Here is a 26,758-nt window from a genome sequence, read left to right on the forward strand (position 1 = left end):
AAAAGTACATTCGATGAACTTGCGGGATATTGCCGGAAATGAGTTTCCGGAACTCAACACACATATTGGCGGAGCGCTTGGCGATCTTGAGATAAGCGGGATCTCCGCCGATAGCCGTAAGGTGGCGCCAGGCATGGCTTTTGTTGCTGTTGCTGGCACGAAGGCGGATGGAGTAAGTTTCATTGCCGATGCAGTTTCGCGCGGTGCATCAGTTATAGTTGCTGGTCATGCGGCCGATGCCGGTAATGTGCCATTGCTGCAGGTTGGCGAGCCGCGCCGGTTTCTTGCTGTCGCTGCTTCCCGCTTCTACGGGCTTCAGCCCGAAACGATGGTGGCGGTGACGGGAACTGCGGGCAAGACCTCCGTTGCTTCTTTCACGCGCCAGATCTGGGCCTATGCCGGCCATCCGGCCGCCATGATAGGCACCACGGGCCTCGTTTCTCCGTTCCGCAATGAATATGGCGCGTTGACGACACCCGATCCGGTGTCGCTGCACAAGCTTCTTGCCGAATTGGCGGACGAGGGCGTTACCCATGCGGCCATGGAAGCATCCAGCCATGGCCTCGATCAGTTCCGGCTCGATGGCGTGAAGCTCGCGGCCGCCGCGTTCACCAATCTCGGCCGTGATCACATGGATTATCATCCGACGGTCGAGGACTACATGGCCGCCAAGATGCGGCTGTTCCGCGACTTGCTACCGAAGGGTTCGCCAGCCGTTATCTTTGCCGATGATGCCTGGTCTGCGTCGGCGATTGCCGCCGCACAGGCGGCCGGGCATGATGTCCGTACTGTCGGGCGCAAGGGCGATTTTTTGACGTTGAAGCGCGTCGAGCACTTCCGCCATAAGCAGATCGCCGAGGTGCATGTCGGCGACGACATCTTCGAGGTTCATATCCCGCTTGCCGGAGATTTCCAGATCGCCAATGCGCTGGTCGCCGCCGGTCTCGCGATCTCGACCGGTGTTGCCGCGCCGGTTGCCATGGCCGCGCTGGAGAAGCTGGTCGGTGCGTCGGGTCGTCTGGAACTCGTTGGTCACACGCATGACGGCGCACTTGCCTATGTCGACTATGCCCATAAGCCGGATGCGCTTGAAAACGTCCTGAATTCGGTGCGGCCGTTCACGACGGGACGCGTCATCGTCGTCTTCGGCTGCGGCGGCGACCGCGATCGCGGCAAGCGTCCGATCATGGGCGAGATCGCATGCCGTCTTGCCGATGTCGTCGTTGTCACCGACGACAATCCGCGCTCGGAAGATCCGGCAACGATCCGCGCGGAAATCATGGCGGCTGCCGCCTGTGCGACCGAGATCGGTGATCGCGCCGAAGCGATCCGCAAGGCTGTCGGCCTGCTGAAATCCGGCGACACGCTGATCGTCGCCGGTAAGGGGCATGAGGAGGGTCAGACGATCGGCAGCGTCACGCTGCCGTTCTCCGACCATGCCGAGTTGCGCAAAGCATTGGAGGATTTGAAGTCTTGAGCTGGTTATGGACAACTGAGGATCTGATCGCTGTAATCTCCGGCCGCTCTTTCGGAGCGTTGCCTGAGGGCATTACGGGCATTTCCATAGACAGTCGCTCCATCCAGCCTGGGGAAGCCTTTTTCGCCATCAAGGGCGATCGCGTCGATGGTCATGACTATGCCAATATCGCTATGGCGAACGGTGCAGCCTTCATCGTCATCAGCGAGGCGCGCCTGCCTGCTATGGGCAGTCTGACTGTACCGAAGGTTGTCGTGGACGATGTATTGGCGGCGCTTGCGCGGCTCGGTGTTGCCGCCCGCAAGCGCACGCAGGCGAAGATCATCGCCGTCACGGGCTCGGTCGGCAAGACGACAACCAAGGAGATGCTGCGGCGCGCGCTGACCCCGTCAGGCAAGGTGCATGCCTCCGTTGCTTCCTTCAACAATCATTGGGGCGTCCCGCTGACTCTGGCGCGTATGCCCGAGGACACCGATTTCGGCGTTTTCGAAATCGGCATGAACCATCCCGAAGAGATCAGGCCGCTCGTCAAGATGGTGCAGCCGCATGTGGCGATCATCACCACGATCGCGCCGGCTCATCTCGGCAACTTCAATAGTATCAGTGAGATCGCCGCCGCCAAGGCGGAAATTTTCGACGGTGTCGTGCCTGGCGGGCATGCCATTCTCAATCACGACAACGACCAGTTCGAAATGCTGGAGAAGGCTGCCATGGCAGCCGGTATCGAGCATATCCATAGCTTCGGCCAGCATGCGAAGGCGGATGTCCGTCTCGCCGAGTTCAATGCTTCTGAAGAGAATTCAACGCTTTGGTTGACGATCGGCGGCGAGACCATGGAGGTGGCGCTTGGCGCACCTGGGCGCCATATCGCGGAAAATGCACTCGCCGTACTTGGCGCGGTCATGCTCGTGGAGGCCGATCTCGACCAGGCGGTCGATGCGCTAGCGGACCTGCAGCCGGAAAAGGGCAGGGGACAACGCCACAAGCGCGCGATCGGCAACGGCTATTTCACGCTGATCGACGAAAGCTATAACGCCAATCCCGCTTCCATGCGCGCGGCCATCGCGCTGCTGGCGACGACCTCTCCGCATGCGGGAGCCGGCGGCCGGCCGGGTAGGCGGGTCGCCATGCTCGGCGACATGTTGGAAATGGGCGATTATGCCCAGCGCGTTCATGCCAACCTTGCGGGGCCGCTGCTTGCGGCCGGTATCGAGCATGTCTGGCTGGCAGGTCCGGAGATGGCGGCTTTGAGGGATGAGCTGCCGGAAAGTGTTCATGTCGAATATCACGAGACGACTGAGGAACTCTCGGAATTCGCGCTCAATTCTGTCGCCCCGGGCGATGTCTTGATGGTGAAATCGTCGCTGGGAATGGGATTCGGAAAGATCATCGCGGGCTTGCTTGACAAATTTCCCGCATTTTCCGACACGGGCCCCCACACCCATCAGGGGCTTTAGAAAGGGCTCTTATGCTGATCTGGCTTGCCGAACTGTCGGACCATATTCATTTTTTCAGTACCCACTTCAGATTCCTCAATCTGTTCAGATACATCACGTTTCGTACCGGCGGTGCCCTGTTCACGTCAGCGTTGATCGTTTTTCTCTTCGGGCCGCGAATCATTTCCTCCCTGCGCGTGCGTCAGGGTAAGGGGCAACCGATCCGCGCCGACGGTCCGCAGACGCATTTCAAGAAGGCCGGCACTCCGACGATGGGCGGGCTGATGATTCTGGCCGGCATCGTCGTCTCGTCGCTGCTTTGGGCTGATCTTGCCAACGTTTATGTCGTTGCCACCCTGCTCGTGACGCTCGGTTTCGGCGCGATCGGCTTTTATGACGACTATCTCAAGGTGACCAAGCAGAGCGACAAGGGCTTTTCCGGCCGCGCGCGCCTCGGTATCGAATTCGTAATTGCCGCGATCGCCGTCTATTTCATGATGACGACGGCACTGTCCTCCGGTCCGGCCGGCTCTACCTTCGGCTCGTCGGTCGCCTTCCCCTTCTTCAAGAGCCTGTTGCTCAATCTTGGCATGTTCTTCGTGTTTTTCGGTGCCTTCGTCATCGTTGCCGCCGGCAATGCCGTCAATCTGACCGATGGTCTCGACGGGCTTGCTATCGTGCCCGTCATGATCGCAGCCGCGTCCTTCGGCGTCATCTCCTATCTCGCCGGCAACTTCGTCTTTGCCGATTACCTGGCGATCAATTTCGTGCCCGGAACGGGTGAGTTGGCCGTAGTCCTTGGTGCCGTCATCGGCGCCGGCCTCGGTTTCCTCTGGTTCAATGCGCCGCCGGCGGCCATCTTCATGGGCGATACCGGCTCGCTGGCACTCGGCGGCATGATCGGCTCGGTCGCCGTCGCCACCAAGCACGAGATCGTCATGGCGATCATCGGTGGTCTCTTCGTGCTCGAGGCGCTTTCCGTCATCATCCAGGTCGGTTTCTTCAAGATGACGAAGCGCCGCGTTTTCTTGATGGCGCCCATCCACCACCACTTCGAAAAGAAGGGCTGGACGGAAAGCCAGGTCGTCGTGCGTTTCTGGATCGTCGCCGTCATCCTGGCGATGATCGGCCTCTCCACCCTGAAGCTGCGGTGAGGCGTCGATGATTCCTATCTCCACGCTGAACGGAAAGAAGGTCGCTCTCTTCGGCCTCGGCGGCTCCGGCTTTGCCACGGCGCGCGCTCTCGTTGCAGGCGGCGCCGATGTCACGGCCTGGGACGATAATCCGGACAGCGAGGCGAAGGCGGCTGCCGAAGGGATAGCGGTCGCGGATCTGAGAACGATCGACTGGAACGGCCTGTCGGTCTTCGTTTTGTCGCCCGGCGTGCCGCTGACGCATCCAAAGCCACACTGGACCGTCGATCTCGCTCATGCAGCCGGCGTCGAGATCATAGGCGACGTGGAGCTTTTCGTCAGGGAGCGGCGGGCGCACGCGCCGGATTGCCCTTTTATCGCCATCACCGGGACGAATGGCAAATCGACGACGACCGCGCTGATCGCTCATATCCTGCAATCAAGCGGTCGCGACACACAGCTCGGCGGCAATATCGGTACGGCGGTGCTGACGCTCGATCCGCCGAAGGCCGGACGTTTCTACGTTGTTGAATGCTCCTCCTACCAGATCGATCTGGCGCCGACGCTCGATCCTTCGGCGGGCATTCTCTTGAACCTGACACCCGATCATCTCGATCGGCATGGCACGATGCAGCATTATGCCGACATCAAAGAGCGGCTTGTCGCGGGCAGTGACGTCGCCGTCGTCGGTGTCGACGACAGCCATTCCTCCCTGATCGCCGACCGCATCGAGCGAGCCGGCGGCAAGGTCACACGAATTTCGCGCCGGCACGCATTGGCGGATGGCCTCTATGCTGAAGGTAGCCGCATCCTGCGGGCATCGAATGGTGCGGCAAGCGAGATCGCCGATCTCGACGGTATTCAAACGCTGCGCGGCGGCCATAATGCACAGAATGCGGCGGCTGCAATTGCCGCTTGCCTCTCTGTCGGCGTTTCCGCGGAGGAAATTCGCGCTGGTCTGAAATCCTTCCCAGGACTCAAGCATCGCATGCAACCCGTTGGAAAGCGCGGGCGTGTCGTCTTCGTCAACGATTCGAAGGCGACGAATGCCGATGCAGCAGCTCCCGCGCTTTCGAGCTACGAGAATATCTACTGGATCGCCGGCGGCCTGCCGAAGGAGGGTGGCATCACCAGTCTGGCGCCGCTCTTCCCGCGTATCGCCAAGGCCTATCTGATCGGTGAAGCGGCGCCCGCCTTTGCGGCGACGCTCGGCGATCAGGTGCCTTATGAAATTTCCGGCACACTGGAACGCGCTGTGGCACATGCTGCCGCGGACGCTGACAGGGATGAGCACGAGTCTGCGGCGGTGATGCTGTCACCGGCCTGCGCAAGCTTCGATCAGTATAAGAATTTCGAGGTCAGGGGCGACGCCTTCGTCAGCCATGTCGCTGCTATCGATGGCGTCACCATGCTGATCGGTTCAGCAACTGGAGGCAAATGATATGGTAAGCCGCGTTGAACGTGGGGCCTTGGCCGAATGGTTCTGGACCATCGACCGCGTGTTTCTCGCCCTTTTCATCCTCTTGATCGGCATCGGCTTCATGCTGTCCTTCGCGGCTTCGCCGGCGGTGGCGGAGCGCATCGGGCTTGAGCCGTTCCACTTCGTCAAGCGCCACGCCCTGTTCCTCGTCCCGGCGATCGCGGCGATGATCGGCATTTCCTTCATGACGCCCCGACAGGTGCGAAGGACCGCCGTCATCCTGCTGATCGTGTCGCTGGCCATGATGCTTTTCGCGCTTTTCTTCGGCATCGAGGTCAAAGGCTCGCGGCGCTGGGTCAATATCGCCGCCTTGTCGATCCAGCCTTCGGAATTCATGAAGCCGGCTTTCGTCGTCGTCTGCGCCTGGCTGTTTTCCGAACATGCGCGCCAGCCGGAGATTCCCGGCAATCTCTTCGCCATCATTCTTTTCGGCATCGTCGTCGCCTTGCTCGTCGCCCAGCCCGACCTTGGCCAGACCATCCTGACGACCGCCGTCTGGGGCGGCATGTTCTTCATGGCCGGCATGCCTTGGCTGTGGATCATCGTGCTCGGCGGTCTTGGCGCGGGCGGTTTCGTCACCGCTTATTATGTGTTCGATCACGTCGCCCAGCGCGTGAACAAGTTCCTGACCGGTGAGGGCGATACGTTTCAGGTTGACACCGCCAAGGAAGCGATCGTTCATGGCACCTGGTTCGGCGTCGGCCCGGGCGAGGGCACCGTCAAGCGCATCATTCCGGACGCCCATACCGACTTCATCTTTTCGGTCGCGGCTGAAGAGTTCGGCGCCATCTTCTGCATGGTGCTCGTGCTGATCTTCGCCTTCCTCGTGCTGCGCGGCCTGTCGCATGCCTACAAGGAGAAGAACGATTTCAACCGTTTTGCCGTCGCCGGTCTGGTACTGCAGATCGGCATCCAGTCGATCATCAACATCGGCGTGAACCTGCAGCTTCTGCCGGCCAAGGGCATGACGCTGCCGCTGATTTCTTACGGCGGTTCGTCGATGACCGCGATCTGCGTGACGGCGGGCTTCATTCTGGCGCTGACGCGTCATAGGCCGGAAAAGCGTGCGCAGGATCGGACAATGTTCCGCGTAACGCACGGTTTGCCGGCGGAGTGAGCGTCTTGGGACTACCGGCCATCTGCTCCTCATATCTCCTGCCTGCCGCTCATTCTCCGGTCGCTTTTCCCGAAGCACCGGTCTATGAGGGGGGCTTGGCCCGCGCCGATGACGCGGTCGGTGCGGCTTCCTATATTAGGGAGATGCCCCGAGTAGTGGGGTATTCGCGGGAGCGAAAATTATGAGTAAAGGCATTGTCCTTCTTGCCGCCGGCGGTACCGGCGGCCACGTATTTCCGGCCGAAGCGCTGGCCTATAAGCTGAAAGAGCGCGGCTATTCCGTGCACCTCGTCACCGACAGCCGTGCCGAACGCTATGCCGGCAAATTCCCGGCCGACGAGATCCACGTCGTGCCCTCGGCAACGATCGGTTCGAAGAACCCCGTTAAGGTCGCGCAAGCACTCTGGACGCTGTGGACCGGCATGCGCGCAGCGCGCAAGCTGATCCAGCGCATTAAGCCCGTCTGCGTCGTCGGCTTCGGTGGCTATCCGACGGTTCCGCCGCTTCTCGCGGCGACGCGTATGGGCGTACCATCCATGCTGCATGAACAGAATGCGGTCATGGGCCGCGCCAACAAGATGCTGGCGACGCGCGTGCGTGCGATTGCCGGCGGCTTCCTCACGGAAAACGGCGCGTTTGCCGAGAAGACGGTGACCACGGGCAATCCCGTGCGTCCGGCCGTCATCGAGGCGGCCAAGCGTCCGTATGTGCCATCTGGTCCGGAAGATCCGTTTAACCTCGTCGTGTTCGGCGGCAGCCAGGGCGCACAATATTTCTCGAAGGCCGTGCCGACAGCTATCAGCCTGCTTGAGGAGCCGCTGCGCAAGCGCCTGCGGATCACGCAGCAGGTGCGCCCTGAGGATATGGAGACGGTCAATAGCTGCACGAGAAAGCTTGAGATGGGCGCCGATGTCGCGCCGTTCTTCAACGACATGGCGGAGCGCATCGGTGCTGCGCATCTGGTTCTCTGCCGCTCCGGCGCCTCCACGGTTTCGGAGCTTGCCGTCATCGGGCGCCCGGCGATCCTGGTTCCCTATCCGCATGCGCTCGATCACGACCAGGCAGCCAATGCGGCTGCACTCGCGGCAACCGGCGGCGTCAAGGTCATCGCGCAGTCGGAACTGACGCCGGAGAAACTTTCCACCATCCTGCGCGGTGCCATGACCATGCCGGAAAAGCTTGCAAAGATGGCGGCATCAGCCAAGCAGGCGGGCAAACCGGATGCGGCAAACTTGCTTGCCGACATGGTTGAGGCTATTGCCGCGGGACGTTCAATTCAGCAATTCAAGGGGGCAGGCGCATGAAGCTGCCGAAGGCAATCGGCCTTGTGCATTTTATCGGTATTGGTGGCATCGGAATGAGCGGTATCGCCGAGGTTCTGCATAACCTCGGCCATCGCGTACAGGGTTCCGATCAATCGGAAAGCGCCAACGTGCAGCGTCTGCGCGATAAGGGCATTCCGGTCCATATCGGCCACAAGGCTGAGAACCTCGGCGATGCCGAAGTCGTCGTTGTCTCCACGGCCATCAAGAAGAGCAATCCGGAGCTCGTGGCTGCGCGTGAAAAGCTGCTGCCGGTCGTGCGCCGTGCCGAAATGCTCGCGGAGCTGATGCGCTTCCGCAACGCCATCGCCATCGGTGGCACGCATGGCAAGACCACGACGACGTCGCTGGTGGCGACGCTTTTGGAGGCCGGTGGTCTTGATCCTACAGTCATTAACGGCGGCATCATCAATGCCTACGGCACCAATGCGCGCATGGGCGAGGGTGAGTGGATGGTGGTCGAGGCCGATGAATCGGACGGCACCTTCCTGAAGCTGCCGGCCGATGTCGCTGTCGTCACCAATATCGATCCCGAACATCTTGACCATTACGGCAATTTCGATGCTGTCCGTGCCGCCTTCCGGCAGTTCGTCGAGAATGTGCCGTTCTACGGTTTCGGCGTCATGTGCATCGACCATCCGGAGGTGCAGTCGCTGGTTGGCCGCATCGAGGACCGCAAGGTCATCACCTATGGTGAGAACCCGCAGGCCGACGTGCGCTTCTCGAATGTACGGATCGATGGCACGCGTTCGCTGTTCGATATCGAAATCCGCAGACGCCGCACCGGCAAGGTGATCCAGATCAAGGATCTCGTCATGCCGATGCCGGGCCGCCACAATATTTCCAATGCGACGGCTGCCGTTGCTGTTGCTAACCGGCTGGGGATTTCCAGCGAAGCGATCGCCAAGGGGCTCGCATCCTTCGGTGGCGTCAAGCGCCGCTTCACGCTGACCGGCGAATGGAACGGGGTCAAGGTCTTCGACGATTACGGCCATCACCCCGTCGAAATCAAGGCGGTATTGAAGGCGGCGCGCGAAGCCTGCAAGGGCCGCATCATCGCCGTCCACCAGCCGCATCGCTATACGCGCCTTTCGAGCCTCTTCGAGGAATTTGCAGCCTGCTTCAACGATGCCGACAGCATCTTCCTGGCTCCTGTCTATGCCGCTGGCGAAGAGCCGATCGAGGGCGTGGATTCGCAAACGCTGGTTTCGCGTATCAAAGCCAGCGGTCATCGCGATGCACGCTTTCTGCAATCACAGGAAGATCTTGCCGCCATGGTTGCGGAGATTGCGCAGCCAGGGGATTTTGTGGTTCTGTTGGGGGCTGGTAGCATCACATATTGGGCAGCATCATTGCCAAAGGAATTGGAAGGCCTCTCGGGTAAGTCCGCATGAAACAAGTAGATGGGGAAAAGCTTCTGACGTCGCTTGGCGACGGTGTAAAGGACATCAGGGGACGGCTGACGCCGGACGCTCCGATGGATCGCGTGACGTGGTTCCGTGCCGGCGGGTTGGCTGAACTGATGTTCCAGCCGCATGATACGGACGATCTCGTTGCGTTCCTGAAGATCTTGCCGGAAGACGTGCCGCTGACGGTCGTTGGCGTCGGTTCGAACATATTGGTGCGTGACGGCGGCATTCCGGGTGTCGTCCTCAGGCTTTCGGCCAAGGGCTTCGGTTCAGTCGAGCTTGCCGGCGAGAACCGCATTCTGGCCGGTGCGATCTGCCCCGACAAGCATGTCGCAGCCATGGCGATGGATAACAGCATCGGCGGTTTCCATTTCTATTACGGTATTCCCGGGAGCATCGGTGGTGCTGCACGGATGAATGCAGGCGCCAATGGTGCCGAAACCCGTGAGCGCGTCATCGAAGTGCACGCGGTCGACCGCAAGGGCAACAAGCATGTCCTGACCAATGCCGAGATGGGTTATAGCTACCGCCATTCCGATGCGTCTGAGGATCTGATCTTTACCCATGTCCTCTTCGAGGGATATCCGGAGGATCGCGCCAAGATCCGCACCGAGATGGATGCCGTGCGGGCTCATCGCGAAACGGTGCAGCCGATCCGCGAGAAGACCGGCGGCTCAACCTTCAAGAATCCGGATGGTTTCTCCGCCTGGAAGCTGATCGACGAGGCGGGCTGCCGTGGCCTGGTCATCGGTGGTGCGCAGATGTCGTCGCTGCATTGCAACTTCATGATCAACATGGAGCAGGCGACGGGCTACGATCTGGAATATCTCGGCGAGCAGGTGCGCCGCGAGGTTTTTGAAAAATCCGGCATCAAGCTGGAGTGGGAAATCAAGCGCCTCGGAAACTTCATGCCGGGTCGGGAGGTCCGCCCGTTCCAGGGTGTGACTACCGAGTAGGTCCCGACTGCAATTGGTGCCGTCTTCATAAAATGATTCAGCAAAAAGGCCGGGTTTTCACCCGGCCTTTTCAATTGGTTATACCTGTTTTCTCAGACTTCATCATTGCCCGAGAGCAGGATGCCGATCAGGGAGAGCACTGCTGCGCCGGCGAGGTAGTAGCCGACATAGACAAGGCCGTAGTTGGTCGCGAGCGATGTGGCAATGTAGGGTGCCAGGGACGCACCGACGATCCCGCCGAGATTGAAGGTCATCGAAGCGCCTGTATAGCGCACCGTGGTCGGGAAGGGTGCCGCCAGAGCCGCGCCGATGGGGCCATAGGTAAAGCCCATCAGGGCAAGACCGATGATCGAGCAGGCGAAGGCACCGGCAAGGCCAGCCGTCAGCAGCGACGAGTAGAACAGGCCGAAGATGAGGATGCCGATCGTCGTCAGGATGAGGACGAGGCGGCGGGAATAGCGGTCGGACAGGAGGCCAGAGACCGGGATCATCAGGCCAAAGAAGACGACGCCGACGAGCTGAACGACCAGGAACTGGCCCTGCGAGTAGCCGAGGCCGGCCGGAAGCGGACCGTTGCCTGGTGGGCGGGTGCCCCAGCTCAGTGTGAATGCCGTCATCAGATAGAACAGCACGAAGGTCGCCACCGCGATGATGGTGCCGAGGATCAGGCTGCGGAAGTGCGAACGGAAGATGACCGCGATCGGAACGGAAACGCGCTCTTCCTTCTCGATGGCACGCTGGAACTCCGGTGTTTCGGTGATCTTCAGGCGGACGTAAAGGCCGACGGCCACCAGCAGGATGCTGATCAGGAAGGGGACGCGCCAGCCATAGTTGAGGAAATCCGTATCGGCCATGGTTTCGCGCAGAATCAGGAATAGACCTGCCGAAAGGATAAAGCCGATCGGTGCGCCGAGCTGCGGGAACATGGCATACCAGCTGCGCTTGCCCTCAGGTGCATTTTCCGTCGCGAGCAAGACGGCGCCGCCCCATTCGCCGCCAAGGCCAAGGCCCTGACCGAGGCGGCAAAGCGCCAGCAGAATCGGTGCGAGAACACCAATCGACTCATAAGTCGGCAGCATACCGATCACGACGGTTGAGAGGCCCATGGTCATCAGAGCCGCGACCAGTGTCGCCTTGCGGCCGATTCGATCGCCGAAATGGCCGAAGATCATCGCGCCGATCGGGCGCGCGAAGAAGGCGATGGAAAAGGTCGCGAAGGACTGCAGGGTGGCGGACGTCGGGTCGCTTGCCGGGAAAAACAGCTTCGGGAAGACGATAACCGCCGCCGTTGCATAAACATAGAAATCGAAAAATTCGATCGTTGTGCCGATGAGGCTCGCGATCAGAACACGTGCCGGGGAATTCGCAACAGCATTGTTCGATGACGAGGGGGTCGGCGATAAAGGAGATATCGCGTCAGTCATGTTCCCACCATTTCAGAGGATGCTAAGGCGCGCTTAGCGGATAAAAATTGTCCTTAGCGTAATTTTTGTTCAACGCAAACGTTAACTGCGCAAGAAATCAGCGGTTGCGTGCTACTATTTTGACGTAATTGTTGATTCGTGAGCAATCAGTCGGGCGTTTGTTATTGGAGAGGCGTGCTCCGGCGAGTCCTTACCGGAATCTTTTTCACCAATGGCCGATTCTCGCTTGGATTGCGGGCTGAGGAGAAGGGTTTCATGCAGAAAAAACTCATCGCTGAGTTTCTTGGGACGTTTTGGCTCGTTTTCGGCGGCTGCGGTAGTGCGATCTTCGCAGCAGCCTTTCCGAGCCTCGGTATTGGTTTTCTAGGCGTTGCCTTTGCTTTCGGTCTGACTGTGCTGACCATGGCTTTTGCCGTCGGCGGCATATCAGGAGGGCACTTCAATCCGGCCGTTTCGGTCGGCCTGACGGTGGCTGGCCGCTTTCCCGGCGGGCAGCTCGTTCCCTATATTATAGCGCAGGTCATCGGCGCCGTTGTCGCGGCGGCCGTGCTCTATCTGATCGCAAGCGGCAAGGCCGATTTCCAGCTCGGTGGCTTTGCGGCGAACGGCTATGGGGAACATTCTCCCGGCGGCTATTCCATGGTGTCGGCATTGGTTGCCGAGATCGTGCTGACGCTGTTCTTCCTGGTCGTGATTCTGGGTTCGACGAGCAGCAAGGTGCCGGCCGGCTTCGCGCCGATCGCCATCGGCTTGGCGCTGACGCTAATCCATCTGATCTCGATTCCGATCACCAATACGTCGGTCAATCCGGCCCGCTCGACGGGGCAGGCCATATTCGTCGGCGGTTGGGCTCTGCAGCAGCTTTGGCTGTTTTGGGTCGCGCCCATCGTCGGCGGAGCGTTGGGCGGACTCGTCTGGAAGCTGGTCGACGACAGCGAGTGATTTCAGCCTCATTTAAAAGCCTTGAGCCCCGCATCGATCCCTCGATGCGGGGCTCATGGTTTAAAAAAATCTAAATGTAGCGATTTCAAAAGTAGCAACTCCATGATTCCAATGGCAGAATTCTTTAAGTCGGTTTGATTCGAACCATTCGGCCATCGCCAGGACGGCGGAAAGTTAACGAAAGTAAACGCTTCATTAACCTTAATGTCGTTCTAATCGACCTATTGAAAGCGGGGCGAGAATCGCGGTTAGGCGAGGCCCTGCAAACGCAGTTAGAGACCGTGGAGTCGGGGGTATTGATGGGTGGCAAGCATGTGGCTGTCCTTTTGGGCGGATTTTCCTCGGAGAGGCCGGTCAGCCTTTCCTCAGGAAAGGCATGCGCCGATGCCCTTGAAGCGGAAGGCTTTCAGGTTACCCGTGTCGATGTCGATCATGACGTTGCCAGTCGGTTAACTGAGTTGAAGCCCGATGTGGTTTTCAATGCATTGCATGGCCCTTTCGGTGAAGACGGTACCATCCAGGGCATTCTGGAATATCTGCAGATTCCCTATACGCATTCCGGCGTGCTTGCCTCAGCGCTTGCGATGGATAAGTCGCGCGCGAAGACTGTCGCCGCTGCTGCGGGTGTCCCGGTCGCCAGTTCGATCGTCATGGATCGTTTCGCCATTGTTGGCGAACACCCGATGAAGCCACCCTATGTCGTCAAGCCTGTGCGCGAAGGTTCGAGCTTCGGTGTCGTTATCGTCAAGGAAGATCAGGCGCATCCGCCGCAGATTGTTACTTCTGCCGAATGGCGTTATGGCGATGAGGTTCTGGTCGAGCGTTATATTTACGGGCGCGAACTGACCTGCGGCGTCATGGACGGCAAGGTTCTCGGCGTGACTGAAATCGTGCCGCTCGGCCACAGCTTCTATGATTATGACGCCAAGTATGCCAAGGGTGGGTCAAAACATGTCTTGCCGGCGGAAATTTCACCGAATCTTTACCAAAAGATACAAACATTATCGTTAAGGGCGCATGAAGCTATCGGCTGCCGCGGCGTTAGTCGATCTGACTTCCGTTTTGACGATCGCTTTTCCGAAGAGGGCGAACTTGTCTGGTTGGAGATCAACACCCAGCCCGGCATGACTCCTACCTCCCTGGTGCCTGAAATGGCCGCTCATGCCGGCTACTCTTTTGGTGAATTTCTCCGGTGGATGGTGGAGGACGCGTCGTGTTTGCGCTGACGGTCAAAAATATGAGGCGGTCCCGTCATCGCGTCCCGCTCGCCATCGACGAGGTTGAGGATGCGTTCGTCCTTCCGCGTCCGCTGCGTCGCGCCGTTCGCTTCCTGGTCAGTCTCGGTTCGGGTCGCATTAACATCCCCGCTCACACGGGAACTGTCTCGACCCTCGTTCTCCTCGCGGCGACTGGCCTTTATGGCATGTCCGTTGGCGGTCACACTCAGGCTGTCGCCGAAGCGACGACCTCCGCTGCCGGTTTTGCTATCGAAGATGTGAAGGTCTCCGGCAACGACGAGACCTCCGAAATCGAGATCCTGCAGCTGCTCGGTCTTGATGGTACGACCTCGCTCGTCGCTCTCAATGCCGATGCGGCCCGCCTGAAGATTGCGAATCTGCCGTGGGTTCAGGACGTCGAGGTTCGTAAGGTCTATCCGAAGGCCGTCGAAGTGAAGCTCAAGGAGCGCAAGGCCTATGCCATCTGGCAGCACGGTTCGGAGCTTTCGCTGATCGAGAAGGATGGCAGCGTGATTGCGCCGCTGCGCGACAACAAGTTTGCAAAGCTGCCGCTCTTCGTCGGTCGTGATGCCGAAACCGCAGCCGCCTCCATCGACGACCAGTTTGCGAAGTGGCCCGAAATTCGCAGCCATGTGAAGGCTTTCGTGCGTGTCGCCGGTCGCCGCTGGGATCTCTATCTGGACAACGGCGTGATCATCAAATTGCCGGAAGACGATATCGATGGCGCGCTGGCGCGGCTGACCAAGCTCGACAAGGATCAAAATCTTTTGCAGCGCGATATCGCTGCCGTCGATCTCCGGATCGATGACCGTACCGCCATTGAATTAACTCCGGATGCCGCAGTTCGTCGCCAGGCCGCAGTCGATGCAAGAAACAAGGCTTTGAAGAAAGCAGGTCAGGATACATGAGCTTATTTGGTTCGTCCCATTTCGGCCTGCCTCGGTTGAAGCCGCTCTCTTCGAAGCGGTCGCATATCGTCTCGGTCCTCGACATCGGCTCGACGAAGGTCGTTTGCATGATCGGTCGCCTGACGCCGCGCGAGGAGAGCCAGGTTCTCCCGAACCGCACGCACAATATCGAGATCATCGGTATCGGCCATCAGCGCTCACGCGGCATCAAGACCGGTGTGATCGCCGATCTCGACGCCTTGGAAGGTGTCGTCCGGCTTGCCGTCGATGCCGCCGAGCGCATGGCCGGCCTCACGGTTGACAGCCTGATCGTCAATGTTTCGGCTGGCCGTCTCGGCAGCGATATCTACACCGCGACCATCGATCTCGGCGGTCAGGAAGTCGAAGCCAACGATCTCAAGAAGGTTCTGGCTGCAGCCTGCCAGCAGTCGATCCGCCAGGAGCGCGCCGTGCTGCATTCGTTGGCGACGGGCTATTCCCTTGACGGCGAGCGCGGCATTCGCGATCCGCTGGCCATGTTCGGCGACGCTCTTGGCGTCGACATGCATGTGGTGACAGCCGAGCGCGCGGCGCTTCGCAACCTCGAGCTCTGCATCAATCGCGCGCATCTCTCGGTCGAAGGCATGGTGGCAACACCTTACGCCAGCGGTCTTGCAGCCCTCGTCGACGATGAAGTCGAACTCGGCTGCGCTGCGATCGACATGGGCGGCGGCACGACGACGATTTCGGTTTTTGCCGAGGGCAAGCTGGTGCACACCGATGCCGTCAGCCTTGGCGGCCATCATGTCACCACCGATCTTGCTCGCGGCCTTTCCACCCGCATCGAGGATGCGGAGCGCTTGAAGGTCGTCCATGCTTCGGCGCTCGCGAATTCTTCGGAAGAGCGTGAACTGATTTCCATCCCGCCGATCGGCGAAGACGAGCGTGACCAGCCGACACAGGTGCCGAAGGCGCTGGTGTCGCGCATCGTCAAGGCTCGCATCGAGGAAACCCTCGAGCTCATTCGCGATCGCATCCAGCGTTCGGGCTTCAGCCCGATCGTCGGCAAGCGCGTCGTCCTGACGGGCGGCGCGAGCCAGCTGACCGGTTTGCCCGATGTGGCGCGCCGTGTTCTTGCCCGCAATGTCCGCATCGGTCGTCCGATGGGCGTGTCTGGTTTGCCGACGGCAGCCAAGGGTCCGGCTTTTTCGACCGCGGTCGGTCTGATGATCTATCCGCAGGTCGCAGACATGGAAACACATGCGCCGAGCAGCGGTCTGCTCTCGTCGTTTGGAGGCAATAACAGCCGGATCGGCCGCGTCGGCCAATGGCTGAAAGAGAGTTTTTGAGTGCCTGATCCCGGAAATCCATTCCGGGGCAAGCGTCAGGCAAGTGAAATCGAGTGAATTGGCCGGCGTGGCGATGCGGCCATAAAGAGAAGGAACGGGTACAATGACTATCAAGCTGCATAAGCCAGATATCACCGAGCTTAAGCCGCGAATCACCGTGTTCGGTGTTGGTGGCGGTGGCGGCAATGCCGTCAATAACATGATCACGGCAGGCTTGCAGGGCGTCGATTTCGTCGTCGCCAACACGGATGCTCAGGCACTGACCATGACGAAGGCGGAGCGGATCATCCAGCTCGGCGTCAATGTCACGGAAGGTCTCGGCGCAGGCTCGCAGCCGGAAGTCGGCCGTGCAGCTGCGGAAGAATGCATCGATGAAATCATCGATCACCTGAACGGCACGCATATGTGCTTCGTCACCGCCGGCATGGGCGGCGGTACGGGCACGGGTGCCGCTCCCGTTGTCGCACAGGCCGCTCGCAACAAGGGCATCCTGACCGTTGGCGTCGTCACCAAGCCGTTCCACTTCGAAGGCGGCCGCCGCATGCGTCTCGCCGAGCAGGGCATCCAGGAACTGCAGAAGTCGGTCGACACGCTGATCGTCATTCCGAACCAGAATCTGTTTCGCATCGCCAACGACAAGACGACTTTCGCCGACGCGTTCTCGATGGCCGACCAAGTTCTCTATTCGGGCGTCGCTTGCATCACCGACCTGATGGTGAAGGAAGGTCTCATCAACCTCGACTTCGCCGACGTCCGTTCGGTCATGCGCGAAATGGGTCGCGCCATGATGGGTACCGGCGAGGCTTCTGGCCAGGGCCGTGCAATGCAGGCTGCTGAAGCTGCGATTGCCAACCCGCTGCTCGACGAAACCTCGATGAAGGGCGCACAGGGCCTGCTGATCTCGATCACGGGCGGTCGCGATCTCACCTTGTTCGAAGTCGACGAAGCCGCAACCCGCATCCGCGAAGAAGTCGATCCCGACGCCAACATCATCCTCGGCGCCACCTTCGACGAATCGCTTGAAGGCATCATCCGCGTTTCTGTCGTCGCAACCGGTATCGATCGCGCGATGAACGAGGCTTCCGACAGGGGCATGGAATTCCGCCCGGCCGCAAAGCCTGCTATGCGTCCTTCCGCGGCCGCCGCTCCGGCAGCGGCCGCAGTTCAGCCTGCCCACGTCTCGCAGGCCCAAACCGCACAGGCCGCCGCTCCGGCTCCTCGTACCGTGGATCCGGTCGCTCAGACCATTCGTGCGGCAGAAGCCGATCTGGAGCGCGAACTGGAATTCCAGATGAGCCGGCAGGCTCAGGCGCCGCAGCAGCCGGTCATGCAGCAAGCCGCAGCGCCGGAAGATAACTTCCGTCCGCAGAGCCGCATCTTCGCAGCCGCTCCGGAGCCTCAGCCGGTCCGTCAGGCCCCGGTTCAGCCACAGCCGCAGGCGCCGGTCATGCATCAGCAGCCGGTCATCCGTCAGGCTCCCGAGCAGGTCCGCATGCCGAAGGTCGAGGATTTCCCGCCGGTCGTTAAGGCTGAAATGGAACATCGTACCCAGCCGGCCGCTGCCCAGGCGACCGAAGAGCGCGGCCCGATGGGGCTGCTGAAGCGAATCACCAATTCGCTCGGCCGCCGCGAAGAAGATCCCGCTTTCGACGACATGATGGCTTCTACGAACAATGCCGCTCCGCAGCAGCGTCGTGCTCCGTCGCAGGAAGCAAGCCTCTACGCTCCGCGTCGCGGCAATCTTGACGATCATGGCCGCCCAGTCCCGCAGGCGCGAATGGCAAGCCATGAGGACGATCAGCTCGAGATTCCGGCCTTCCTGCGCCGGCAGTCGAACTGACTCGCAACAGGCAGCCCTTTAATAGGTTGCTAACCATATTGAGGAAATCCGGGGCCGAAAGGCTCCGGATTTTCTTATTTTATAACCATTGTTCTTATTTAAAATTATCCAATGAATTCAATTGGCTGCTTTCGTAACAAAACGAAAGAAACAGTGATTTGGAATGCGGTGTCTCGACGCGTATGTAGATATCAAGCAAGCCCGCTGAATCACATTCGGAGACGAATGTATGTGATGTGCGTGGCATAGTTAACAGACTGAACCGGCAATAAAGGGTAAGCGTCCGAAGATGACCGCCCAGCCTGGATCAGACAGACGAAGGCAGAATTACATGGCAATTGGATTGCTTGGTTTTCAGACCACCATTGCAAACCCTGTGACACTTTCCGGTATTGGCGTTCATTCCGGTGCCAATGTGTCGATCACTTTCTATCCCGCCGAAGCCGGTACCGGTGTCGTTTTCCAGCGACTGCACGACAATGGCGATGTGACCGAACTTCGCGCCGTTTCCTCCCAAGTCGGCAATACGGATCTCTGCACGGTTCTCGGTTTTTCCCCGGCGCGCTCCGTCGCGACGGTCGAGCACGTCATGGCGGCGATCTATGCGATCGGCCTCGATAACGTCGTCGTCGAGGTGTCCGGCGCGGAAATGCCGATCATGGACGGCAGCTCCTATCCTTTCATCGAGGCGATCGAGCAGGCGGGTATCGTCTCGCTCGGTGTCAAGCGTCGCTACATCCGCGTCATCAAGCCGGTGCGGATTGAAGCTGGCGGTTCCTGGTGCGAGTTCCGTCCCTATGACGGCACGCGCTTCGAAGTTGAGATCGATTTCGAATGCCCGCTGATCGGCCGCCAGAAGTGGCAGGGCGATCTGACGGCCGAAACCTTCAAGACGGAACTATCGCGCGCCCGTACCTTCGGCTTCATGCGCGATGTCGAACGCCTCTGGGCATCGGGTCATGCGCTGGGTTCGTCGCTCGAAAACTCAGTCGTCATTTCCGATGACAATACTGTTATCAACGTCGAGGGCCTGCGCTATGCCAAGGACGAATTCGTTCGTCACAAGACGCTGGACGCCGTCGGCGATCTGGCGCTGGCTGGCGCACAATTCATCGGCTGCTACCGCTCTTACCGTGGCGGCCATCGCATGAACGCGAATGCCCTGAAGGCATTGCTCAGCGATGCCAGCGCCTATGAGGTCGTCGAAACTTCGGCTCCGCGCCAGCGCGCTCACAGCCGCGAATTCGTGCCGGTTAACGCGCCAGAGTTCGCTCCCTGGTCGGCATAACGCTGCGGAATTTGAATAAGAAAAGCTGCCGCTCCGATAAGGGGCGGCTCTTTTTTTGACAGGCGAATCAGGCGGTTTACCGTTGGCCTTCGCAAGACGGACAGCGTGCGCGGGCCGATATGAGAATTCCCTGTTAAAACAGGCATTAAAGGCTGCGGATATGCGGTCTTTGCCACAAAAATGCGTTAATGCACCATCAATGCGTTGCCCTGATGGTGTTTTTGCGGCTAGAAACGCCAGCGAGAGAGAACGCCGTCTCCGCAACGACGGTTATGGGACAGTCATCCGATGGGTTTTGCAAGGTCTGAACGCATGAATATCACAGCACGGGCTTTGCTCGTATCGTTCCTTCTGGCCGGTACCGGTGCGGTGGTGACAGGGTGTAACACGAAGAAGGATATCGACATCACCAAGCTTGGTGTCGAGACCGATCCGCCGGAGATGCTCTACAATCAGGGCCTTGCCAACATCAAAGCTGGCAACATGACGGAGGCCGGCAAGAAGTTCGATGCCATCAATCAGCAGCAGCCTTTCTCCGAATGGGCGCGCAAGGCATTGGTGATGAGCACCTTCGTGAAATACCGCACAGGCCGGTATGACGACGCGGTGCAGACCGGCAATACCTATCTCAAGCAATATCCCGGCTCGGAAGATGCCGACTACGTGCAATATCTGGTCGGCTCGTCCTATGCCAAGCAGATCGTGGACGTGACGCAGGACCAGCGTGCTGCACAGCAGACGATCGAGGCGATGACCAAGCTCGTCAACACCTATCCAAAGTCGCAATATGTCAGCGACGCTCAGGAAAAGATCCGCTTTGCCAAGGACCAGCTTGCCGGCAAGGAAATGCAGGTCGGCCGTTATTATCTGGAGCGCAAGGATTATCTGGCTGCTATTTCCCGCTTCCGTGTGGTGGTGGAGCAGTATCCGACGACGAACCAGATCGAAGAAGCGCTGGCGCGACTCGTCGAAGCCTATTATGCAATGGGTATTGTTCCGGAAGCCCAGACAGCCGCCGCGGTTCTCGGTCACAACTATCCGGACAGCCGCTGGTATAAGGATTCCTATCAGCTGCTGCAGAAGGGCGGCGTTGAGCCGAGCGAAAATTCGGGCTCGTGGATTTCCAGGGCGGGCAAGAAACTTCTTCTTGGGACGTGAGATTGAGCGCAGATGCTGATCCAGCTTTCGATCCGCGATATCGTTTTGATCGAGCGGCTGGATCTTGCCTTCGAGTCCGGGCTTTCGGTTTTGACCGGCGAGACGGGTGCGGGCAAATCCATCCTGCTTGACAGCCTGTCGCTGGCCCTGGGCGGGCGTGGCGATGGCGGGCTGGTGCGCCATGGCGAAGAGCGCGGCCAGGTCACCGCTGTATTCGATGTCGGCACGCAGCATCCGGCCCGCAAGCTCCTGCGCGAAAACGGCATCGATGATGACGGCGATTTGATTTTCCGCCGCGTTCAATCCGCCGATGGCCGCACCAAAGCCTTTGTCAACGATCAGGCCCTCAGCGTTCAGCTCATGCGCCAGATCGGGCAGCTTCTCGTCGAAATTCATGGTCAGCACGATGACCGTGCGCTCGTCGACACGGATGCGCACCGCATCTTGCTCGATGCTTTCGCTGGCCTCGCTGATGAGGCACAGGAAGTCGGCAGGCTTTACAAGATCTGGCGCGATACCGATCGCACGTTAAGGAAGCACAGAGAGCAGGTGGAGCGGGCTGCCCGCGAGGCCGACTATCTTCGCGCCTCTGTCGAGGAGCTGGGGAAGCTCTCGCCGCAAGATGGCGAGGAGGACGAGCTTGCCGAGACGCGCTCGCGGATGATGAAGGCCGAGCGCATCGCTGGAGATATCGCCGAGGCTTCGGAATTTCTCAACGGCAATGCATCGCCCGTGCCGCATATCGCCTCGCTGGTGCGCCGGCTGGAGCGCAAGAGCCATGAGGCGCCGGGCCTGCTGGAAGATACCGTCGCATTGCTGGACGCCGCTCTCGATCAGCTTTCCAACGCGCAGATGGAGGTCGAAGCCGCGCTGCGCAAGACGGAATACGATCCGCGCGAACTGGAGCGGGTCGAAGAGCGTCTCTTCGCGTTGCGAGGCGCCTCGCGTAAATACTCCGTGCCGGTAACGGAGTTGCCGGCCCTGGCCGCACGCATGATTTCGGATCTCGCCGATCTCGATGCCGGCGAAGAGCGGCTAGCGCGTCTTGCTGCCGAGCTTTCCGCTGCCAAGGCGGATTATGACGTTGCAGCGCGCAGCCTGTCGGAGAAGCGCCGGCAGGCAGGCGAGGCGCTTGCCGCGGCCGTCATGGCCGAATTGCCGGCCCTGAAGCTCGAGCGTGCGCGTTTCATGGTGGAGATATCAAGCGATCCCGAAGCCGGAACGGCCGATGGTATCGATGTCGTCGAATTCCACGTTCAGACCAACCCCGGTACGCGTCCAGGCCCGATCACCAAGGTTGCTTCCGGAGGCGAGCTGTCGCGCTTTCTCTTGGCATTGAAGGTTGCGCTCGCCGATCGCGGCTCGGCGCCGACCCTCGTATTCGATGAAATCGACACCGGCGTCGGCGGTGCGGTAGCGGATGCGATCGGCCAGCGGCTGAAGCGTCTGTCCGATCGCGTGCAGGTGCTGTCGGTCACTCATGCACCGCAGGTCGCCGCTCGCGCCGCAACGCATCTCCTGATCTCCAAGGGACCGGTTGCGGACGGCGCGGAAAAGATTTCCACGCGCGTCGCTACCATGGAGCCGAAGGATCGCACCGAGGAAATCGCCCGCATGCTCGCGGGCGCTTCTGTGACCGAAGAGGCGAGAGCGGCCGCCAAACGCTTGCTGGCCGGCAACGGCTGATCTCGCGACTGTCCATGGAGCAGATATCGGCGACGATCTGCCACGGACATCTCGCTGGGTCTTTCGGCAGTCCTGCGTCACATATCCTTCATCGTCTCCGGCTAGGCAGGCTAGAATCCGGAGACCGTCAATGCACTCGATCGCACAGCCAAATCGCCCCAAAATCGCGGAAACCGTTATCCACCCGACGGCGAATATAAGAGATTCGCGCGTCGGCATGTGCTGTGAGATTTTGGAAGACACGTCTCTGCACACGGTCGAACTTGGGGATTTCTCCTATCTCGGGCCGCGCTGCATCGTCGGTGATTCAACGATTGGAAAATTCTGCGCCATCGCGGCAGAAGTCAGAATCGGCGCTCCCAATCACCCGATGGACCGCCCGTCCATGCATCGCTTCACCTATTGTCCGGAATATTACTCGGCGGACGCCGTACGGGATCATGCGTTTTTCGATCGGCGCAAGCAGGATCGCGCTGTCATCGGCAATGACGTCTGGATCGGTCACGGCGTGATCGTTCTGCCGGGCGTAAAGGTTGGAGACGGTGCGGTGCTTGCAGCAGGCGCTGTCGTCACCAAAGACGTCGAACCCTATACGATTGTCGGCGGTATTCCCGCCAAATTTATTCGAGAGCGGTTTACGCGAACCATCGCAGAGAGGCTTGCGTCCATCGCTTGGTGGGATTGGCCTTTCGAAACCATCATGGCGCGGCTTGCCGATTTTCAGACAAGCGACATTGAGGCCTTTTGCGAGCGCTGGTCTTGATCCGCGTCTGCTCGACATGCATCAGAGCCGGCATTTGGGATCGATCATATCCTCCGCGGACCCGCGGGATTTGTGTGCTTTGTTTATTCTCGCCAGAATATAAAAACCACGCTGTCCGTCGGGCAATACGGCGCCAAAGACGCCGACCACCACGTTTTCCATATTTGAACGGGCGCCATCGATGCCATCCGCAACGAGCTGCAGCGGGTTCAAATCCGAGAGGTCATCCGCCGTATGGAAGGTTGCCCACCAGCCAGCTCGGGTCTTCAAGTCCGTAAACCGGCCGCTTTCAATCTCCGTCACGTGAGCCTTCAAGAGCGCCCTGAAGCGAGGTGTCTCGCACCCCATATGAATGTGAAGCCGATCTTGCGTGCGCCAGCTGGCGGCGTTTATCGCCAGTGCAAAATTCTGTCTCGAAGCCTTCGCTGCACGCGGATCGATTGCCGATAACTCTTTCCACGCTTCCTCAAAGTAGTTCGGCGCTCCTGCGGTCAGAAGGCGAGGGTCCTCGATACCGGGGACGTCGGCGAGGGGCGCAAGAATGGTTCGCTCCTTGTCAGCCGGTTCGCGAAGGACAACGTAGGACGACAGCGGATCCGGCGACTCCACTATCTTGAGGCACGGATATGGCGATCCTGTCAGGGTGGAGTTGATCTCACAAGCTCTAACGACCAGCCCCAAGGCAGAGCGGCTGACGAACGAGCTCATAATCAACACTGCACCGATGAGAGAAATGGAGAGAACGGCAAGACGATACTTCATGCGTGATTTCGAATTTCTGCTGACGATCCGATCATTTCCAGAGGTCTCGCTCTCATAATAACTTATCTTAAATCCCCTGTGATACTCGGGAAAGAGCTGCTGCTCGGGAATTGGAAAGAGAATTCCACCAAGGCTGGCTCGATGCTGATATTTCCCGCACCTGTAACATCAAGAACGGCCGATCATGGCGTAAAGTTGTCGTGAACGCTACCATGACGGTCATTGGCATTCGGTAACTGAAATGCAGATTTTTCCCTTTGTTTTTACGTGCTCCGTGGCGAAAACCGCTTCGCACTTTTTGCGGAAGTGCTCTAAAACATCTCCGAAATCGGGGAGTGTAGATTCATGAGCACCGAACAGAAGCCCGTGGAAGATTTGAGCGAAGAGGAAGCGGCCGCAGCGCTTGCCTATCTGGCTGCAGAGATCGCGCACCATGACGCGCTTTATCATGGCAAGGATGCGCCGGAGATTTCGGATGCTGAGTATGATGCGCTGAAGCGGCGCAATGATGCGATCGAGGCCCGGTTTCCCGCATTGATTCGCGCCGATAGCCCGTCACGCCGGGTCGGTGTCGCACCATCGGAGACCTTTGCACCCGTCGTCCACGCCAGGCCGATGCTCTCGCTCGACAACACCTTCTCGCAAGAAGATGTCGAGGATTTCGTCGCTGGCGTCTATCGTTTTCTCGGTCGCCTGCCTGATAATTCCATCGCCTTTACGGCGGAGCCGAAGATTGACGGTCTTTCCATGTCCATCCGCTACGAGAACGGCCGCATGGTGAGTGCCGCGACGCGCGGCGACGGCACGACAGGCGAGAATGTCACCGCCAATATCAGGACCATCAAGGAAATCCCGCAGACCTTGCCAGCGGGCGCTCCCTCGGTCGTCGAGGTGCGCGGTGAGGTCTATATGGCCAAGAGCGACTTCCTGGCGCTCAACGCGCACATGGAGGCCGAGGGCAAGCAGACCTATGTCAATCCTCGCAATACGGCCGCCGGATCGCTGCGCCAGCTCGACGCGAAAGTGACCGCCAGCCGCAAGCTGAAATTCTTCGCCTATGCCTGGGGCGAGATGTCCGACATGCCGGCGGATACGCAATACGGCATGGTGCAGATCTTCAAATCCTGGGGCTTTCCCGTCAACCCGTTGATGGAGCGCTTGAATTCGGTTGCCGATATTCTTGCGCATTACGATCAGATAGGGCTGCAGCGGCCGGATCTCGATTACGATATCGATGGCGTCGTCTATAAGGTCGACAGCCTGGAACTGCAGGCTCGCCTTGGTTTCCGCTCGCGTTCGCCGCGCTGGGCGACCGCGCATAAATTTCCGGCGGAACAGGCATTCACGCGTCTGGTCGGCATCGATATCCAGGTCGGCCGCACCGGCGCGCTGACACCGGTCGCGCGCCTCGAGCCGATCACCGTCGGCGGTGTCGTCGTGACCAATGCGACCCTTCACAATGCCGACTACATCAAGGGTATCGGCAACAAGGGCGAGCCGATCCGCGATGGCCGCGATATCCGCGTCGGTGACATGGTGATCGTCCAGCGCGCAGGCGATGTCATCCCGCAGATCGTCGATGTCGTGCTGGAAAAGCGGGAAGCCTCGAGCGCGCCCTATGAATTCCCCAAAGTCTGCCCGGTTTGCGGAAGCCACGCGGTGCGCGATATCAATGAGAAGACTGGTAAGGTCGATGCCGTCACACGTTGCACCGGCGGGTTCATCTGCCGGGCGCAGGCGACCGAGCATCTCAAGCATTTCGTTTCGCGCAATGCCTATGACATCGAGGGTCTGGGCTCGAAGCAGATCGATTTCTTCTTCGAGAGCGAGGATCCGGCGCTACAGATAAAGACCGCGCCTGACATCTTCACCCTGGAAAAGCGTCAGCAGACGTCACTGACGAAGCTGGAAAATATCGATGGTTTCGGCAAGGTCAGTGTTGGCAAGCTTTATGCCGCGATCAATGAGCGGCGCCAGATCGCCCTGCATCGCTTCATCTTCGCGCTCGGTATTCGCCATGTCGGCGAGACGACGGCGAAGCTTCTGGCGCGTTCTTACGGCACCTATGCGGCCTTCGAAGCAGGGATGAAGGAAGCAGCCCCCCTTAGCGGTGACGCATGGAACGACCTCAACAATATCGAGGGAATCGGCGAGGTAGTGGCGCGCGCCATCGTCGAATTCTACAAGGAGCCGCGCAATACCGAGGTCATCGCGAAGCTCCTGGAGGAGGTGCAGCCGCAGGAGGCCGAGCAACCGGTGACTTCGGGCAGTCCGGTGGCCGGCAAGACCGTCGTCTTTACCGGTTCTCTGGAAAAATTCACCCGCGACGAGGCCAAGGCGAAGGCTGAAAGCCTGGGCGCCAAGGTTTCCGGCTCGGTGTCGAAGAAAACCGATATCGTCGTGGCGGGGCCGGGCGCCGGCTCGAAGCTGGACAAGGCGCGCGAGTTCAATGTCCAGGTCATGACCGAGGACGAGTGGCTGGATTTGATTGGCTGACGATCGGAGCGGCGGAAATCCAGTCCGCCGCGCCTTGCTTGCTCAGAATCTCAGCCGTGCCATCGTGAATGCATCCACATATTCGCCATTGCGGAAACCGAAGGCACGCAGCCGGCCTTCGGTCTCGAAGCCGAATTTTTCGTAGAGCTTGATCGCCGGCGCGTTGTCGACGTAGACGGTCAGTTCCAGCCGCTTGATTGCCAGCCAGTTGTCCGCGGTATCGATGAGAGCGCCCAATAGCGCGGAGCCGATGCCGCAGCCCGTAAAGTCGTCATGCACGCCCATACCAATACTACCGCTGTGGATCCGGCGGCCCGCAAGGCGGTTCAGGCCGGCATTGCCGACAATCCGCCCGTCAAGCAAGGCGACAAGGCCGGTCGAGTTGGGCGATGACTTCTCCAGCCATTGCCGTGTTTCCTCGACGCTTTGAAAGGGCAGGCGAAGCGTGCCGGCGCGAAAGCCGGGTAGATTGACCATGGCCGCAATTCCTTCCGCGTCGGATGGGTGCGAGGCACGAATCTCGATAGCGCCGATCTTGCCTGATCGTCGTTTGGCGGGTTCTTGCTCCTCGAAAGACATAGGCTCTCCTTGATATT

At 59.7% G+C, this 26,758-nt stretch carries 21 protein-coding genes; 18 read left to right on the forward strand and 3 right to left on the reverse strand.

From position 1 onward, the window contains the following. Positions 1-13: 13 nt before the first annotated feature. The 8 genes from FHT73_RS02615 (at position 14) to murB (ending at position 10,329) form a co-directional block, all read left to right on the forward strand. On the forward strand, positions 14-1,477 hold the full coding sequence (locus tag FHT73_RS02615) for a UDP-N-acetylmuramoyl-L-alanyl-D-glutamate--2,6-diaminopimelate ligase (protein ID WP_183709658.1): 1,464 nt from the start codon (positions 14-16) through the stop codon (positions 1,475-1,477). Next, entirely contained in the window at positions 1,474-2,934 is a 1,461-nt protein-coding gene (locus tag FHT73_RS02620) for a UDP-N-acetylmuramoylalanyl-D-glutamyl-2,6-diaminopimelate--D-alanyl-D-alanine ligase (RefSeq protein ID WP_183709660.1), read from the forward strand. Before FHT73_RS02615 ends, FHT73_RS02620 begins: the two co-directional genes overlap by 4 nt. Before the next feature lie 11 nt (positions 2,935-2,945). Then, positions 2,946-4,067 carry a phospho-N-acetylmuramoyl-pentapeptide-transferase gene (gene mraY, locus FHT73_RS02625; RefSeq protein WP_112334486.1) on the forward strand — a complete coding sequence of 374 codons (1,122 nt, stop codon included), beginning with the start codon at positions 2,946-2,948 and terminating at the stop codon, positions 4,065-4,067. A gap of 7 nt (positions 4,068-4,074) precedes the next feature. Continuing rightward, positions 4,075-5,487, forward strand: coding sequence for a UDP-N-acetylmuramoyl-L-alanine--D-glutamate ligase (gene murD / locus FHT73_RS02630; protein ID WP_183709662.1), 1,413 nt, complete (start codon positions 4,075-4,077; stop codon positions 5,485-5,487). A gap of 1 nt (position 5,488) precedes the next feature. Further along, entirely contained in the window at positions 5,489-6,643 is a 1,155-nt protein-coding gene (gene ftsW, locus FHT73_RS02635; protein ID WP_015340353.1) for a putative lipid II flippase FtsW, read from the forward strand. Between the two features lie 181 nt (positions 6,644-6,824). Continuing rightward, positions 6,825-7,946, forward strand: coding sequence for an undecaprenyldiphospho-muramoylpentapeptide beta-N-acetylglucosaminyltransferase (gene murG / locus FHT73_RS02640; protein ID WP_112398975.1), 1,122 nt, complete (start codon positions 6,825-6,827; stop codon positions 7,944-7,946). Further along, positions 7,943-9,358, forward strand: coding sequence for a UDP-N-acetylmuramate--L-alanine ligase (murC, locus tag FHT73_RS02645; protein ID WP_112334491.1), 1,416 nt, complete (start codon positions 7,943-7,945; stop codon positions 9,356-9,358). Before murG ends, murC begins: the two co-directional genes overlap by 4 nt. Then, positions 9,355-10,329 carry a UDP-N-acetylmuramate dehydrogenase gene (gene murB / locus FHT73_RS02650; RefSeq protein WP_112605236.1) on the forward strand — a complete coding sequence of 325 codons (975 nt, stop codon included), beginning with the start codon at positions 9,355-9,357 and terminating at the stop codon, positions 10,327-10,329. The genes murC and murB overlap by 4 nt, the downstream gene beginning before the upstream one ends. Before the next feature lie 92 nt (positions 10,330-10,421). On the opposite strand, the gene FHT73_RS02655 is transcribed toward murB, so the two are convergent. Then, a complete protein-coding gene (locus tag FHT73_RS02655; RefSeq protein ID WP_112605239.1) occupies positions 10,422-11,753 on the reverse strand; it encodes an MFS transporter in 1,332 nt (443 codons plus the stop codon). A 255-nt stretch (positions 11,754-12,008) separates the two neighbouring features. On the opposite strand from FHT73_RS02655, the gene aqpZ reads away from it, so the two are divergent. The 9 genes from aqpZ to FHT73_RS02700 all read left to right on the forward strand — a co-directional run bounded on the left by aqpZ (position 12,009) and on the right by FHT73_RS02700 (position 22,904). After that, the gene (gene aqpZ, locus FHT73_RS02660) at positions 12,009-12,695 is read left to right on the forward strand and encodes an aquaporin Z (RefSeq protein WP_015340348.1); all 687 of its coding nucleotides are present in this window, start codon (positions 12,009-12,011) and stop codon (positions 12,693-12,695) included. Positions 12,696-12,994: 299 nt separating this feature from the next. Further along, positions 12,995-13,921, forward strand: coding sequence for a D-alanine--D-alanine ligase (locus FHT73_RS02665; protein WP_112411687.1), 927 nt, complete (start codon positions 12,995-12,997; stop codon positions 13,919-13,921). A gap of 11 nt (positions 13,922-13,932) precedes the next feature. After that, positions 13,933-14,841: a cell division protein FtsQ/DivIB gene (locus tag FHT73_RS02670; RefSeq protein ID WP_183709664.1), complete on the forward strand. Its 909-nt coding sequence runs from the start codon at positions 13,933-13,935 to the stop codon at positions 14,839-14,841. Further along, the gene (gene ftsA / locus FHT73_RS02675) at positions 14,838-16,169 is read left to right on the forward strand and encodes a cell division protein FtsA (protein ID WP_069612528.1); all 1,332 of its coding nucleotides are present in this window, start codon (positions 14,838-14,840) and stop codon (positions 16,167-16,169) included. The genes FHT73_RS02670 and ftsA overlap by 4 nt, the downstream gene beginning before the upstream one ends. 103 nt (positions 16,170-16,272) lie before the next feature. Further along, the gene (ftsZ, locus tag FHT73_RS02680; RefSeq protein ID WP_183709666.1) at positions 16,273-18,009 is read left to right on the forward strand and encodes a cell division protein FtsZ; all 1,737 of its coding nucleotides are present in this window, start codon (positions 16,273-16,275) and stop codon (positions 18,007-18,009) included. 331 nt (positions 18,010-18,340) lie between these two features. Then, complete coding sequence (gene lpxC, locus FHT73_RS02685) at positions 18,341-19,297, forward strand: UDP-3-O-acyl-N-acetylglucosamine deacetylase (RefSeq protein WP_112334501.1); 957 nt, start codon at positions 18,341-18,343, stop codon at positions 19,295-19,297. Between the two features lie 288 nt (positions 19,298-19,585). Then, complete coding sequence (locus FHT73_RS02690) at positions 19,586-20,455, forward strand: outer membrane protein assembly factor BamD (protein ID WP_183709668.1); 870 nt, start codon at positions 19,586-19,588, stop codon at positions 20,453-20,455. Between the two features lie 12 nt (positions 20,456-20,467). Next, the gene (recN, locus tag FHT73_RS02695) at positions 20,468-22,141 is read left to right on the forward strand and encodes a DNA repair protein RecN (RefSeq protein WP_183709669.1); all 1,674 of its coding nucleotides are present in this window, start codon (positions 20,468-20,470) and stop codon (positions 22,139-22,141) included. 130 nt (positions 22,142-22,271) lie between these two features. Continuing rightward, entirely contained in the window at positions 22,272-22,904 is a 633-nt protein-coding gene (locus FHT73_RS02700) for a DapH/DapD/GlmU-related protein (RefSeq protein WP_183709671.1), read from the forward strand. 21 nt (positions 22,905-22,925) lie between these two features. Here FHT73_RS02700 and FHT73_RS02705 read toward each other — a convergent pair whose 3' ends face one another. Further along, positions 22,926-23,666: a CDP-diacylglycerol diphosphatase gene (locus FHT73_RS02705; RefSeq protein WP_183709673.1), complete on the reverse strand. Its 741-nt coding sequence runs from the start codon at positions 23,664-23,666 to the stop codon at positions 22,926-22,928. 345 nt (positions 23,667-24,011) lie between these two features. Here FHT73_RS02705 and ligA point away from each other — a divergent pair, with 345 nt between their 5' ends. Continuing rightward, the gene (gene ligA / locus FHT73_RS02710) at positions 24,012-26,162 is read left to right on the forward strand and encodes an NAD-dependent DNA ligase LigA (protein ID WP_183709675.1); all 2,151 of its coding nucleotides are present in this window, start codon (positions 24,012-24,014) and stop codon (positions 26,160-26,162) included. Between the two features lie 42 nt (positions 26,163-26,204). On the opposite strand, the gene FHT73_RS02715 is transcribed toward ligA, so the two are convergent. Then, complete coding sequence (locus FHT73_RS02715) at positions 26,205-26,741, reverse strand: GNAT family N-acetyltransferase (protein ID WP_112605254.1); 537 nt, start codon at positions 26,739-26,741, stop codon at positions 26,205-26,207. Between the last annotated feature and the right edge of the window lie 17 nt (positions 26,742-26,758).

The organism is Rhizobium sp. BK098 (assembly GCF_014193155.1).
Classification (GTDB): Bacteria; Pseudomonadota; Alphaproteobacteria; order Rhizobiales; family Rhizobiaceae; genus Rhizobium.